This window comes from Clostridium sp. (assembly GCF_029267215.1).
GTDB lineage: Bacteria > Bacillota > Clostridia > Clostridiales > Clostridiaceae > Sarcina.
On record NZ_JARIDH010000064.1, the window covers coordinates 30,509 to 46,353 of the forward strand.

Sequence of the window (15,845 nt, forward strand, 5' to 3'; positions counted from 1 at the left end):
ATTAAATAATTTATTACATTAACATGTTATTTTCTTTTTTTTAAGAAATATATTCCCGCTCCAAGCATACTAAAAGCTCCAAATAATAAAGAATTATTACCAAACATATTTCCTGTTTTAGGTAATGAATTTATATTATCCTTGTTTTCTTCTGGCTTCACAACTGGCTTTTCCTGTTCTTGAGAATCATTAACAGGTGGTATTGCATTATCTATTTCCGGCTTTTCCTCCTCAATTGTTGGAGGTGCTGGCTTTTGTGAATCATTAACAGGAGGTATTGTATCATCTGTTTCTGGTTTTTCATCCTCAATTATTGGTGGTTCTGGCTTTTGTGAATCCTCTACTGGCGGAGTTATATTATCACTCTTTAAAATCGGTAAACTTTCTTGGCAAGTTGTATTATTAGAAGTTAATACATTTTTATATAATAAATAATATGCTGAAGCTGACCAACTGAAGTTTTTAGTGTGTAAGCCTTGTCCTGTTTCAGGATTATAGTTTTCCCTAATAGGCCCATCTCCTATTAATCCTTCTGCATTATCAAATAGTTTTTTAGTTAAAGTTTCAGCTTCATTTTTAAACCCATAATTTTGAAGTGATTCTATACCATATAAGGCTTGATCCATCCAAACTGGGCCACGCCAATATTTATTTGGATTAAATTTAGGATTATCTTTTGATGCTGTAGGTAAAGGCATATAAGTATTGAATTTATTGGAATCCATCATATTTTCTTTAACTAATTCAGCTTCATCTTGTGTTGCAACTTTAGCCCAAAGTGGCATCCAACCTTCAGTTCCTTTTCCTCTATTAACTAATAATTTTTTTTCACTTCCATCCTCATTTATTTGTAAATCATAGAAAAAGCCAGTTTCTTTATCAAACATATTATTTCTAATATATTCTCCTACATTTTTAGCTTCTAATTCATATTTTTTAGAATCTTCTGTTTTTCCTAAAACATCAGCTATTGATTTTAAAAATCCCTTTTCTGCATATAAATAAGAATTTAAATCAACTGATTCTTGATTTATTGAGTATCCTATTGTATTTCCATTATTATCTTTATTTTCAAAAACATGAACTCCAGCATCATCTGAACCAAATCCTTCTTTGTCAAATCTAGTAGCATTATCCATACCACTCTCCCATGCTGCTGCTAATATTATCTCATCTTCACTATTATTAGCTGGATGTACCATTCCACCATACTCAGCTATTCCATTTTTATCATGATCTCTATTTGTATACCACCAATTATGGTAATCAACTAATTTAGGATACATTTCTTTTAAAAATTCTATATCATTAGTTTCTTTATAAACATTCCATACTGCCCAGGCTGCTAGTGCTGGTTTAGAATTTCTTTCATTCCAGTTTCCACCTTCTCCGCCTCTTTGCTTATCTTTATTGTAAAATATTGCATCTATTATTGTACCTTTATCATATGGTCTAACTGAATCATCACCTTTTATCTGATAGTCAAATAAAGCTCTAATATTATTTTTAGCTAATTCTCCATCAAAGTTTGCAGTTGCAACGGCTTGTTTCCATGAGTCCCAAGCCCACATTCCTACAAACCATTTATATGATAAAGATGGTACTATTCCATCATGTTTAATACTTCCTGCTGCGCTTCTCCAGTTAGTAGTTAAAGTAACTATTGATTTTACAGCAGCATCTTTATAATGTGGGTCGCTATCTTTTTCTGTATTTGAAAAAGCCTTATTTAAATAATTTTGCCAACGATTAGTATTATCATTGAAATATGTATCTCCATTTTCAAGTAAATCATTTATTTTAACTTTTTCATTATTAAGCTCTTCAGTTGTAAATGTATAACTTTGAGTAGAAAAAGTTTTAAATGTATTTTTAGGTTTAATATTTACCATATTATCAAGTTTAGTTATATATGAATTCCCATTTACAGTTGTACTAGTATTTCCATCATACTCAACATTAAACTTTGTCTGATCTGTAGAAAAAAATGACCATGTAGATCTTATATTAGAAAAATTAACTTGTACACCATTTTTAGTTGCTTCTAATGTCTGACCTAAATCGTAATTTTTTTCTCCATTATCATTAACACTTATAGTATATGGTGACTTATTAAATATATTTCCTGACCACTCTACATTTAAATTTAAATCAGTATTCTTTTTATTTTCAATTTCTGTTTTAATTAATGCACTTCTATTAGTTGCAAAAATAAGCTCTAATTTTAAATTAAAATCATTTAATTCATAAGTTTGAATTAGTTTCCCTGGATAAAAATCAAACATTATATTTTTTGCTTTTGACAAATCATATACTTCTCCAGTATCATTGTTAGTCAAAGTTATTTTGCTTATAGTATCTGATAAATTAATTGGATACTCTTCCCCTATAATTAATGGTCCTGCAAATCCACCGTATAAATTTGTAGCTCCTTTTTCAGGCAAATAATATGCATGCCATGCTCCCATATCAGAAAATGGATTAGAGACATTAGTTGAATAAGAATCATTTAAATTTACCTTTGGATTGCCTTGAACATTTAAAACATTTCTAAAATTATTTATAGAAGTATTTTTGATACTTCCATACGCATTAAAATTACAAAATCCAGTTAATAAGGTTGCCGTCATGGCAGTTGTAATTAAAACCTTTCTTTTTGAATTAAATTGCATTTTAAAATTCCCCCTAAAATTCCATATTAAAATAAAATATAATATTTTTTGCTATTTTATTTATATATTTCTTAAAAAATAATAATATAATTATTAAATTTAATAAAATAGTAACATCACATAATAACGTTTTCAATAAATATATCAATATTTAACAAAACATTTAATATTTTTTAAAATTTTCATTATTAATTTTTATGAACTAATTTATATATTTTTTAGAAATACTATTACTATTTCTAAAATAGAATCATCTAAAATTCATTTAAAATCAAATATTTTTTAGTGATTTATTATGGAAATTTTACTTAAAATCATGGATTTTTATAGATATTTTGAATGGGTATTTTAGTTAATTATATATTCCTTAATGATTTATTAATGAATTTCACTTTAATGACAGGTTTATTGACAGATTTGTTACGATTTTGAACCAGAGAAAATTAAGTAATATCAATGGTTATGATATATATGACAGACTTTTTTTCTATTTATATATAGGAGAAATTATTAAAAAACATATAAAATTTTTAATAAAATAAATATATAAGGGTAGGAAAATTTGTCATGCCATCACTATATGACAGAACCTAGTATTACCAATGGTTTTAGCCATGACATATTTGTTTTAAAGGTGACACTTCTCCTATGACCCTTATATTTATATATTTAAATCCAATAATTTTAATCTGACTATTCAATCTCTTTAATCTTAACATTTTTATATATCAAAGTTTTTAAATCTTCTTTACTTAACCAAGGTTTTCTTCTATGTATCATTCTATGACAATTAGAACAAACCATTATTATATCTTCCACATTTGTTTTATCTCCCTCTTTCAATTCACTTACTGGTTTTATGTGATGCCCTTCTATAAAATCTTCTCCAATATCTCCATACATGTCCTTAAAATTAAATCCACAAATTTCACACTTTAAATCACCATATTTCTCTTTATATCTTTTCTTTGCTAATTTTATGACTAAATAATTTCTCTCTCTAGAAAGATGTTTTTTTAATATTTTTCTTCCTTCACAAAAATAACAATCATCAATTGTTAAATCGATATGATTTTCATCATTAATATAATCTCTTAATCCCCAATGTCCTTTTCCTATTCCATCAACAGCATAAAAAATATCTCTTTTAGATTTATTATTTTTATATACTTCTGAATCACTTGAAAATCTTTCAATTGTTCCTCTTATTTGTGCTTTAGGGTTCTTTAATTTATTAAAATTCTCTATATTACCTCTGCTTTCTATCAATTCATAAAGTTCAGAATAAAGAGCAGGTCCATTCAATTCCTTCATAGCTTCTATAATTTCATTTAACCATATATTTTTTCTCATTTTCTTGACTCCTTAATTTTACTATTCTTATATCTATTAAATTCTAAAAGCTAACAAATTATCTAAAGACACCTTCAATATTTTGTTTTTTCAATGCATATTTTTCTTTAATATCAATTAAAATATCTAAACCTTCTTTCGAAAAATATGCAGAAGCTATTTTTACCTTACTAACTTTATGTAAATTAAATAATTCATCCCTTAATGTATTTCCATTCTCAACTTTTGAATGCCAATAAAATGAACCCACCATTCTATCTCCTCCTTATTTTTTATAAAAATTTATATATTTTAATTTTATACCTAATAAATAAAAAATTTCAATTTAAAGTAAAATTGTCATAAAAATTCACTTTATCCACTATAAAAATTTTTATATAATAAAAACCACCTAAAAATATTATTTTAAGCGGTTTTTATTACTCATTTATATTATGTCTTACATAAGTTTACTTTGTTTGTATTCTAGAGCTTCAGCTAACTTAGTAAATTCTATTTTTCCATTCATTTTATCATTAACTGCTTTTTCTATATCAGCTAATTTAACATTGAAAAATTCTTTTCTTAGGTTAACTTTATTTACTCTATTCTCTGAAAAATGATTGTGTAATTCTTTTTCTAATGCCGGTGCATCCTCACTATAAATCATAGCATGTACATCAAATTTAAATGGAACTGATGCATCACTTAACTCCTTAATTCTTTCCATAGGATCTAATCTTCTTGTTAATCCTATTTTATAAATATCTTCACCAAATGAGCCTACATTAGATATTACATACACATATCCTGATTTTGTTTTTTGAGCCATAGATTCTGCTCTCTGCATTTTTTCCTCAGCTTTTTTCAAACTTTCTTCTAATGATTTAATTTTTAATTCTAAATTATTTTTTTCCTCTTCATTGGCATCTTTTAGTTCAAGTCTTACTTTTTCTAAAGCTTTTTGATATATTATTTCTTCTTTTTCAGCTTCTTTTTCAAGTCTCATAATCTCAGCTTGAACTCTATTTTCTTCTTTTATTCTTTCTTTTATTTCTCTTTGTTCTTCGCGTTCTTCTTGTACCTTAACTAAGTATTCATATTGCAACTGTAACTCATCAACTTTTAATTTATAATAATCTAAATTTATAGATAAATTATATACAATAATTAACTTATTTATTTGTTCTCTTGCAGTATCTAATCTCTTTCTACTATTAGCTATATTAGCAATAGTTAACTTACTTAGTATAGTGTCGCATTCATCATTAAATGCTCTTAAAACTAATTTACAAATACTATTTTCAAGTTTATTTTTCTCTGAATTTTTCAGATTACTATCTAATAATGTATTTAATCCAGAATTTATTATTGCATTTCCTGATTTTATAAATTCTTTTTGATTACTTCTATTTATTTTTAATTGTTCATTATATTCTTCTGATAACCTGTAATCATATTGTTTAGCAAATATTCCAACTTGAAATGTATATAATTCTTTTTCTAGTTCTTGATAACTTAGTATTTCTTTTGATATGCTAAGTTTTCCTGCAACCTCTTTAAGTTCATCATTTAAAGCAGCTATTCTTATTTGTAGCTTACCTTTTCCTTCTTCTAAGTTTACAATATCATTTAAATATTCATATTGGTTCTTAAAATCCTCAATTTTATTTAATTCAGAAACTTTTTCATCTCTAATATTTTTAAGTTCCTCTTCTCTTTTCTTCACTTCTTTTTCTAAATCTGAATTACTTAAATTTAACATTTCATTTTTCTTAAAATACTTAAATAATATAATTGCCAATATTCCAGTAACTACACCACCAAATGGAATTATACTTAAAATAAAACTTAATACTATTAAAATAATAAACATCACTTTAATCTTTTTTTCCATATTCTTATTTCCTCCAATTTATTTATTCAATTTTAAAACACCCTTAATTTTAACTAAAATTTATGATACTTTAAATAAAACTTTTTAACAAATTAACCCTCTTAAAAATATACAAGATTAATACTAATTTTATGTACACTATTTATGTAAAATATATTATTATACTAAACTCTATTTTAATTATGAAATCCTAAATAATATATTAAGACTCTGAACCTATAATATATTATCACTTGTAAATTCAAACTCTATAATATTGTATCTTTTTATTTTATTTTCTTCTCATTTTTTCACGCCAAAAACCCTTCAAAGACTCTTTTCTTATGCCTTCAAAGGGTATTGTTTTTTCTTTTTATTTCCTTTTAACCAATCCTTTTTGAACCTCTTTTATTTCGACTTTATTGGTTCCAGTTAAGCTTTCAAGGTATTTTTTCGAGTGTAATGTCTCTTTAACAATTTTCTTATTAATTTAGCTACATTCTCAGCAGTAGGCTGCTTCCAATCACTCTTCCTTTCACTTGAGTTCTTGGGCATCCCTTGCATGGAACGTGCTAATTACTTATCTTCGTCCTTATCTCTCCTCAATAAGTAAAGCTACGTTCTCAATATGGGCTGTGTTTGGGAACATATCAACTGGCTGCACTTCTAAGGTTTTGTAGCCATTCTCTTCTAATATTTGTAGGTCTCTTCCCAATGTACTTGGGTCACAGCTTACATATACTATTTTTTTAGCATTTATATTTGTTATGGCATCTAATAATTTTTTGTCGCATCCTTTTCTTGGTGGATCTACAACTACTACATCAGCTTTTACGCCCTTATTTATTAAGTCAGGTATTACTACTTCTGATTCTCCAACAAAGAATTCCACATTTTCTACATTATTTTCTTTTGCATTTATCCATGCATTTTCTATGGCTTGTGGAATTATTTCTACTCCATAAACTTTTTTAGCCTTTTGTGATAGGAATAATGTTATTGTTCCTGTTCCACAGTATGCATCAAATACCTCTTCATTTCCTGTAAGATTTGCATATTCTAGAGCCTTACCATATAAAACCTGAGTTTGAGTAGGATTTACTTGGAAGAATGATAGTGGAGATATATTAAATCTAAAATCTCCTATGTAATCTGATATTGTATCTTCTCCCCATAAAGTTTTACTTTCTAATCCTAAAATAACATTAGTTTTCTTTGAATTTATATTTTGTATAATACTCTTTATTCCTTTTATATTTTTAACCATTAATTCAACAAATTCTTCTTTGTGAGGAAGATTTTTTCCATTTGTAACTAAGACAACCATAACTTCATTAGTAGTAAAACCTCTTCTTATCATAATATGTCTTACTATTCCCTTTTCATCATATTGTCCATCCACATTATATGGTCTTATATTAAATTTCTCTATCCACTCTCTAGTAAGTTTAACAACCTTATCTCCTATTTCATCTTGAATTAAACAAGATTCCATATCAATAATATCATGACTTCTTGGAGCAAAGAATCCAATTTTAACCTCTCCATTAATTAATCCAATTGGAAGTTGAACCTTATTTCTATATCTCCAAGGCTCCTCCATTCCTAAAGGATACTTAACAATGCTAGGATCTAATTTTCCAATCTTACTAACACAATCTTTTACTCTCTCCCATTTAAAATCTAGCTGAGCCTTGTAAGAAGCATGTTGCATCTTACATCCTCCACATCTTTTATAAATAGAACAAGCAGGATTAACTCTCTCAGAAGAAGCTTCTAAAACTTCCAAAAGCTTTCCGTAAGCAAAGTTTTTATTAACCTTAACTATTTTAACTCTAACCTTCTCCCCAGTTAAAGCTCCTTCAATAAATATAGGAAACCTATCATCAATCTTAGCTATTCCTTCTCCCTCATATCCTTGAGAAATTATATCAAAAATATATTCTTTATTCTTTTCAACCATGCAAAAAACTCCCTTATGTGTATTTTAACAATCTATCTTATGTTCATAATCTAAAAACTAAATTTCAATTTTATAAACTTAAATTTCATTTTAATAATATTTTAACTCTTACTATTTTTAAATTACCAGTCAAATAAAAACTAAAAATTTATTATTTTCTATTCAATTAATAAATTTAACCTTCTAATATATAGATTTAAATTAGAACTAACTCTTAAAATCACGCTCTAACTAACTTATATAGCTTATCATATGACATAAGCTTTTACAACGCATTATTCCTATACAATTATTCAAACCTAAATATAACCTTTATCCTTTTAACTTAGCTTACTATTTTCTTTTCTATATAGCACTATAAGAATATCCCACTTATTAACTATTATCCTAATAATAACTTAAAGACCTTATTTATTTTTTAGATAAGGCGGAAAAATCACCTTAACGAGTAATTAGTATTTCATTATCTATATAAGAATAATAGCGTTAAGAAGCGAAGCTGTTTGACCTTAGGGAGTTCTTCGCTTTAGCTATTATTCTGAAATAGATAATAGAAATACTTTGCGAAGTTAAGTAGATTTTGTAGTTTATCTAAAAAATAAATACTAACTTAAGATATTATGAACCTCTTCACCTATTATCCTTATACCCTTTTCTATTTCTTCCTTTGATAATCTTGTAAAACCAAGTCTTAAAGTGTCTTTAGCCTTATTTTTAAACTCTATATTCTCATTCTCAAAGTTATCCACATAAAATAAATCTCCAGGCATAAAAAGAACTCCTCTTTTATAACAAGCATCTAAAAGCTTTCTAGTATCAACACCTTTTATCTTTAGAAAGACATAAAGGCCTCCTTCTCCCCAAATCTCTGCCTGTGGAATATATTTTTTTATTATTTTCTTAGTAAATTTATATTTTTCCTTATAAACCTTTCTAACTTTCTTTATATATTTTTCAAAGGCTCCACTTATCATAAAATCATACAAAATCCCTTGATCTAAAAATGAGGTATGTATATTTCTACATCTTTTCACACTTTCTAAAACTTCTATTATTTTTTTATCTCCATAAATCCACCCTATTCTAAGACCTGGAAATAAAATTTTTGAGAAACTTCCTATATAAATAACCCCATTGCTTTCTCTATCTAATGAAGCTAAAGGAATTGTTGGAGAACTCTCATACAAAAGTTCCTCATTAAAACCATCCTCTATTATAGGAATTCCTGCATTTTTTAATACCTCATAAACTTCCTCTCTCTTTTTTATAGATGCCACAATCCCTGTTGGATTATGATAAGAGGGTATTAAATAAGCAAACTTAATTCTCTTTTTTCTTTTAAGTTTTAAATTTAAAATTTTACTTTCAAATTTATAATCAAATTCACTTAACAATTTTTCTTTTAACTCTTTTAAATCAACATTTTCACTTTCATAATTTTCACTAAAAAAGTTTTCTACACTCTCATAAAAATCTAATTTCAAATTATCCTTTTTAATTTCACTTGATTCTAATTCATTTCCATTTATAAGTTCAATCTTTCTTTTTAGGTCATTAACATCCATTCCATCCTTAGTCATATTAACGCCTATTATATTAAGTCCATGAGTTTTCATTATCTTCATAGCAGTGTTATGAGTTGGATTTTCACAAAGTATATAATCCCCCTCTTCCGTAAAAGAAGATAATAACATATCAAGCCCCTCTGTAAATCCATTAGTAACTAATATTTCCTTCTCCTCTGAATATGCTCCCTTATTATTCATATAATCCTTTAAAAATTCTATAAGTGGTTTATATCCCACAGCATATCCATAGTTAACTATCTTATGCTTTTCTAAGGCAATTCTATTTAAAAAGGCTCTCTTAAGCTCCTCAATATTAAAAAGATTTCCAAGCGGTGCTATGCTTTTAAAAGAAATCATTCCTTTTTCCCACTTATATTCACTCTTCACAATATCAAGCCTCTTTGCCATTAATCCATACTTATTAATATTTTCATTCCAATTAACTTCCCATTTAGGAGAAAAATTATTATACCCAAAATCAAAATTATTTTTTATTTCACTACATTCTATCCTATTAGAAATTCCTTCTCTTACAAAAGTGCCCTTTCCCTTTGTAGTCTTTATATATCCCTCTTCTTCAAGAATTTCATAAGCAGACATAACAGTATTTCTTCCTATAGACAAAATACTACTAATCTCTCTTGATGAAGGAAGCTTACTACCTTCTATTAGAATCCCTCTATTTATAAGATTTCTAATATAATCAGCTATCTCTATGTATTTTTTCTTTTCTCCACTAAAAGTTAAATTTTTAAACATAACTTCCTCCATCCTTAATCACTTTATTTACCATATAAACTAACTAAATTTTATCACATATTATTTTTCCTCTTCAAATATACCTCATCAAAGAACCTTATAATCCAATCAAATAATTAAACATACTACTTTAAAAATTTAGTAATTATTAATTCTTAATTTTATTTATAATAGTTTTTTTAAATTTTTATTATTCTATATCTTTTATATTTTAAACTTAACTTTTCTTTATCATAATTTTTATTCTAATATTTGTAAACTAAAGTAAATTTTACACCTAAAGCTAAAGCATATAAATTCTAAAAATGCACATCATATTACTGTTGAAATAAGTTCAACAATAATTTCATTAAGTAATTTTTTCAAAAAATAATTGGACTATAAGGAGATGTTTGTTATGAAACATAATTCAAGTATTGGATGTACAGTTTGCGAATGTAAACACCATTGCGAAGATGACAATTATTGTACTCTAGACAAAATTCAAGTTGTAAAAAACAATTCTGATGCACACTGCTGTGAATGCACTGATTGTGGAAGTTTTGAAAAAAAATAATATTTTTTAAATTAATTTTCAGCACCCCAAAAAGAGGCTGGTATAAGCCTACAATTAAAAAAACAAAATGACTTTTGATATTGCAAAAGTCATTTTGTCTATTTTATATTTCAAATTCTAAAACTTTAATAAATAATAAACCTTATCTATTTTTACTTTTTAAAGCTATGTTAATTTTTTTTATTCTTTTCTTTTCAATAAGATAAAATGAAATCCATATTCCAAAGTACACTAAAAAGCTACCTAATATACTTCTTATATTTATAGAAAACCATCCAACATAAGAAGCAGCTAATAAAAATGTTAACATTCCTATAAAGAAATGGATTAATGTTTTAGTAAAAAAGTTTATATTTTCAAAGTAGTATATTACAGAAAAACCTACTGATACACCTCCAACTATACAGGAAGCTAAAAATTGCTTTAATAATAAATTAAAGTCAATCATAAATCCCCCACCTATGGTCTTAGCTATTAAAAGAATTATTATCTGATTTATAAAAACTCCAAAAGCTGCTCCCATAAAAAATCTTCTTAAAAACATTACTAAAAATTTTTTCATATTACTTTCCTCCCATATTTAAATACTCTTTTATATTTTTCAAATATCTTCTAGATACATATTCTTTTTTTCCATTCTCAAAGTTTACAACTAAATTTCCATTAAACATCTGTTCAAAATTTAAGACTTTATCCATATTTATAATTACTCCTTTAGATGCTCTTATCATGGAAGTTCCTTTTAAACTTTCTTCTAACTCTAAAATAGTATGCTTAACGTAGAATAATTCTTTTTCTGTGTATAACCACACTTTTCTAGATTCTGTATAAAAACAATATATCTCTTCTATGTTTATAAGGTATATTTTCGAATTTCTGTAAGCAGTTAATTTTTCTAACTTTTTCCCTTCTAATACCTCCATTATTTCAGAAACTTTTTTATCTAACTTTGGTGCTCTTATATCTACAAAAATATCTTTTAATTTATCATCTATATCTACCCTTATTTTCATTATCAAACCTCTCTTTCCTTTTCTATTAAAAGTATATAATTTTCTAAAATTTATTTAAACAGATTTTGAATATGTGGTTAATTTCAATGTCTAAGTGGCATTCATATCCTCATAAATTACCTATTTATTTTTTCTTAAGAAAGATTTTAGGTAAAAAATTGCTTTTCAAGAATAAAATATTACCTTAATCATTAGATTTTTTGGCAACTTGTTTTGATATAGTGTTATCTAAAAGAACAAAGAAAAATAGGTCACAGCTTTATTACTGTGACCTATTTTTCGATCTAATCATTAAGGATCGCACTAGTCGTCTTAATTTTCTTTTCAACAGCTTCACTAAACATTTCTTTTATTACTTCTGTATATAATAAATCTAATAAAAATATTTGTGGTATTTTTGATGATATTGATCCAGTTTCAAATATTGTTTCAGCTGATGTGTATGTAAGCTCATAATCAGATAATTTTCTTAATGGATTATCACTCTCTTCTGTTAAAGTTATTATTTTTGTACCATTTTCTTTAGCTTGTTTAACAGTTTTTATTACCTCTTTAGTAGTACCAGAGTTGGAAATAGCCACTATTACGTCATCATCATTTGTTATAGAGGATATAATAACCATTGTATGACTATCAGTTACAGGTACTGTTGTAAATCCAATTCTCATAAATTTATAATTAATATCCATAGCAACTATTCCCGAATAACCTATACCTATAAAATAAACTCTCTTTGCATTCATTATTAAATTTCTACACTTACACATTAAATCTAAATCAATATTCTTAACTGTTTGGTCTAATATGTTAATAGATGATTTTAACATCTTATTTGCAGTTTCTTTTACACTCTCATCTCTATTAACATGCAAATTTATAATGCTTGTATTTTTTTTATTTGAAATCTCTTTTGCTAGAGTAACTTTAAAGTCTTGGAAGCCATTGAATCCAAGCTTCTTGGTAAACCTTGTTATAGTAGCTTCTCCTAATCCTGATTCCTTAGCTATTATAGATATTGATTTATATATAATATTATCTAAATCTGACTTTATATATTTAATTAATGTCTTTTCTGACTTAGTAGCTTTAAATTTTGGACTTTCTAATTGTTCTAATATTTCCATAAAGCACCTCTTGATATTTTAATATTTTGACTCAATTCTACGATTATAGTTACATACTCTTAACTTATACTTTCAACTTTTTTTATTATACTTAAATCTTAATACTAAATGACTATTTGTATCAAATTTCAAATAATCACCACCTAATTTATTATAACTTATTAGAAGATAATAAAAAGCATAGTCAAAACAAATATTTGTCTTGTAACTACGCTTTTCTAAAGTAATCTTCTAACCTATATATAGTTTAGATTAGAAATTTATCTCAAATTAAATCCTTATAACTAATTTAAATTTTCCCCTTTAAATTATAATAAGCTCCTTTCATTCCTGCAGTATTTTTCAGTTTTGCAAAGGCTATGTTAGTATTATTATAAACTGATTCTATTAAGTACTTTCTTAAGTTCTTTTCTATTAGAGGTCTAAAGATATCTTCTCTAGCCATTATTCCTCCCCCTAAAACTACCACTTCTGGATTTATTAAATAAACAATATTTGAAATTCCTAAAGCTATATTATCAGCTAATTTTTCAACTTCATCTTTGCATATTAAATCTCCATCTTCATAATTATCTAATACATATCTTCCATCTATACTACTAGGATCAAGACTTTTTCTAAAAGCTACATTTCTAACTAAAGCATTTGTTGATGCAATATTTTGAATGTGCTCTCCATTAACAATCATATATCCAATTTCTCCAGCAGAATTACTAAACCCATGTAAAACTTTACCATCCATTATTAAAGCTCCGCCAATTCCAGTACCTATAGTTAAGCAAACCATTGAATTAGTACCTTGTCCTGCTCCACCAAAGAATTCTCCTAATGCCGCACAATTTACATCATTTTCAACAAAACAAGATAAATTAAATTCTTCCTCTAATATTTTTTTAACTTCAACACCAGTATAATTAGGTATTGTTGGACCAGCATAAAGAATTTTCCCTTCTTTAGGACATACCATTCCTGCTGTTGATACACCTATTCCACGTATATCATTATTACTCTTAATCTCATAGATTATATCTTTAACTTTATCTATTATACTTAGTCCACCTTTATATGCTTCAGTATCTCTCTCATTAGTCTCTAATAATATTCCATATTCATTTATAACTCCGTATTTTATACTAGTTCCCCCTATATCTATAACTGCAAATAAATCCATACATATCACCTCTATTTAAATTTTTATTCTCTAAAACTGTTATAAATAATAAAGGTTGCACCAAAAATAACTTAAAATAAAAATTATAAACCTAACTATATTTAGCTTAACAGTTTATTACTTTAAGTTTTGATACAACCTCATAAAATACTATAAAATTACTTTATATATAGCTTACTTTACATCTGAAGGCTCACTATCATCCTTTAAACATGTCATGTGTATATCATCTGGGTAGCAAATAATGAAATCCCCCGCTTCTAAAACTACTGTAGAATTTTCATCACCTACAAAAGATAAGAAATCTTCTTTTTCAACAAACTCTTTAAACTCTAAATTTTGTTTAAAATTAAGATTTATTCTTTCTCTCCCACTAAAAACCACATGAACATCTATATATTTCTTATGACCTTCCCAAAAACGATCTTCTTTATTTTTTGTAGTATAATTAACTCTGTTAAAAAATAACTCTTCATCTTTTATTTTATGAGTACCCACTTTAAAATCTATTACATTATTATTTTTTGCATGTAGTAAAGCTTCCTTAACAAGCTTTGGTAGATAATCATAACCTTCTAAATTTATTAAACTGCCGAATATCATCTAATTCACCTCTAAAATATTTAATTTTAAAGTATTGATGATTTTAAGCTAATTTTAGAATCATCTAAAAATCACCACTTACTCTAATTAGACATTATTTTTTATTTATGCTAAACATTAATAACTTAGTTGTTATTATATACTGTTGCTTTATTTAAAGTATTTTCATCAACTAATTGAGATTGAGTCATTAGTGAAACTATCATTCCTACTATAACTGAAACACCTATTGATATAATTGAATATGACCATATGCTTACATCGAATCCGCCATATTTACATACTATAACAGCTATTGCTGATGCTATAAATCCAGCATATGCCCCTGCTTTTGTAGCCTTTTTAAAGAATATTCCTAATACGAAAATTCCAGCTAAAACACCAAGAACAAGTCCCATAAACCCATTAAACCATTCATAGGCTGAGTTTACTCCACCATTTGCAAGGATTACGGCCATAACTATTGAAGCTATACCAACACCTAAAGATATATATTGAGCAACTTTTGTTTGTTTTTCCATTGACATATCTTTTGTTATAAAATTTTGAATATCTAAAGTCCAGCTTGTTGCAACTGAGTTTAATCCAGTTGAAAGTGTTGATTGAGCTGCTGCATATATAGCTGCTAAAACTACACCTGTTATACCTACTGGTAATTGGAATGCTATATATGATGCAAAAATTTGGTCTTGTTGAGCAGTTTGTAATAATTCTGGATTTTGTCTATAGAATACAAATAATGCTGTTCCTATTAAGTAGAATATAGTAGCCACAAATAATGATAAAACTAAGTTACCATAAGTCATTTTCTTTAATTGTTTTATATCAGTAGTTGTAGTAAACCTTTGCACTATATCCTGACTTGAAATATATGATGAGAAAGTATTTAATCCTCCTCCAACTATCAATAAGAATACACTTGTTTTAAATATATTTGGATTAAATATTGGTTCTTTTGAAGCCAAGAATTTTCCACCTTCAGTTAATTCATTCATAATAGCTCCAAATCCGCCATTTATTGTTGAAATTAAGAATATTAATGAAAATATAATACCTGCTATAAGTACACATCCTTGAATAAAGTCTGTCCATAATACTGACTTTAATCCACCTGTATATGAGTAAATTATTGCAATAACACCCATTGCTATAATAAGTAAATAAACATTTATTCCTGTAAGATTTGCTAATACCATTGATGGTAAATA

The 15,845-nt window shown here is 26.5% G+C and carries 13 protein-coding genes; 1 reads left to right on the plus strand and 12 read right to left on the minus strand.

Going from position 1 to position 15,845, the window contains the following annotated elements; genetic code table 11:
• Positions 1–26: 26 nt before the first annotated feature.
• From Q1K13_RS10845 to Q1K13_RS10870, 6 genes are all read right to left on the minus strand, one after another.
• Positions 27–2,672, minus strand: coding sequence for an MGH1-like glycoside hydrolase domain-containing protein (locus tag Q1K13_RS10845; RefSeq protein WP_300350688.1), 2,646 nt, complete (start codon positions 2,670–2,672; stop codon positions 27–29).
• Positions 2,673–3,365: 693 nt separating this feature from the next.
• Entirely contained in the window at positions 3,366–4,025 is a 660-nt protein-coding gene (locus Q1K13_RS10850; RefSeq protein WP_300350691.1) for an HNH endonuclease, read from the minus strand.
• A gap of 58 nt (positions 4,026–4,083) precedes the next feature.
• Positions 4,084–4,278, minus strand: coding sequence for a hypothetical protein (locus tag Q1K13_RS10855; protein WP_300350693.1), 195 nt, complete (start codon positions 4,276–4,278; stop codon positions 4,084–4,086).
• A gap of 186 nt (positions 4,279–4,464) precedes the next feature.
• Positions 4,465–5,901 carry an SNIPE associated domain-containing protein gene (locus Q1K13_RS10860; protein ID WP_300350695.1) on the minus strand — a complete coding sequence of 479 codons (1,437 nt, stop codon included), beginning with the start codon at positions 5,899–5,901 and terminating at the stop codon, positions 4,465–4,467.
• A gap of 571 nt (positions 5,902–6,472) precedes the next feature.
• The gene (gene rlmD, locus Q1K13_RS10865) at positions 6,473–7,843 is read right to left on the minus strand and encodes a 23S rRNA (uracil(1939)-C(5))-methyltransferase RlmD (RefSeq protein ID WP_300350698.1); all 1,371 of its coding nucleotides are present in this window, start codon (positions 7,841–7,843) and stop codon (positions 6,473–6,475) included.
• 605 nt (positions 7,844–8,448) lie between these two features.
• Complete coding sequence (locus tag Q1K13_RS10870) at positions 8,449–10,170, minus strand: aminotransferase-like domain-containing protein (RefSeq protein ID WP_300350700.1); 1,722 nt, start codon at positions 10,168–10,170, stop codon at positions 8,449–8,451.
• A 397-nt stretch (positions 10,171–10,567) separates the two neighbouring features.
• Here Q1K13_RS10870 and Q1K13_RS10875 point away from each other — a divergent pair, with 397 nt between their 5' ends.
• Positions 10,568–10,726 carry a DUF1540 domain-containing protein gene (locus Q1K13_RS10875; RefSeq protein ID WP_300350703.1) on the plus strand — a complete coding sequence of 53 codons (159 nt, stop codon included), beginning with the start codon at positions 10,568–10,570 and terminating at the stop codon, positions 10,724–10,726.
• Between the two features lie 142 nt (positions 10,727–10,868).
• Here the strand turns inward: Q1K13_RS10875 and Q1K13_RS10880 are convergent, their stop codons facing one another.
• From Q1K13_RS10880 to Q1K13_RS10905, 6 genes are all read right to left on the minus strand, one after another.
• Positions 10,869–11,288: a DUF3021 domain-containing protein gene (locus tag Q1K13_RS10880; RefSeq protein ID WP_300350705.1), complete on the minus strand. Its 420-nt coding sequence runs from the start codon at positions 11,286–11,288 to the stop codon at positions 10,869–10,871.
• Position 11,289: 1 nt separating this feature from the next.
• A complete protein-coding gene (locus Q1K13_RS10885) occupies positions 11,290–11,739 on the minus strand; it encodes a LytTR family DNA-binding domain-containing protein (RefSeq protein ID WP_300350708.1) in 450 nt (149 codons plus the stop codon).
• Between the two features lie 284 nt (positions 11,740–12,023).
• Positions 12,024–12,863, minus strand: coding sequence for a MurR/RpiR family transcriptional regulator (locus Q1K13_RS10890; RefSeq protein ID WP_300350710.1), 840 nt, complete (start codon positions 12,861–12,863; stop codon positions 12,024–12,026).
• Positions 12,864–13,152: 289 nt separating this feature from the next.
• Entirely contained in the window at positions 13,153–14,034 is an 882-nt protein-coding gene (locus Q1K13_RS10895; protein WP_300350712.1) for an ROK family protein, read from the minus strand.
• Positions 14,035–14,208: 174 nt separating this feature from the next.
• A complete protein-coding gene (locus tag Q1K13_RS10900; RefSeq protein WP_300350715.1) occupies positions 14,209–14,637 on the minus strand; it encodes a NanQ anomerase/TabA/YiaL family protein in 429 nt (142 codons plus the stop codon).
• A 125-nt stretch (positions 14,638–14,762) separates the two neighbouring features.
• Positions 14,763–15,845, minus strand: a 1,083-nt coding sequence (locus Q1K13_RS10905; RefSeq protein WP_300350717.1) for a sodium:solute symporter family transporter, incomplete at its 5' end; no start/stop codon positions are given.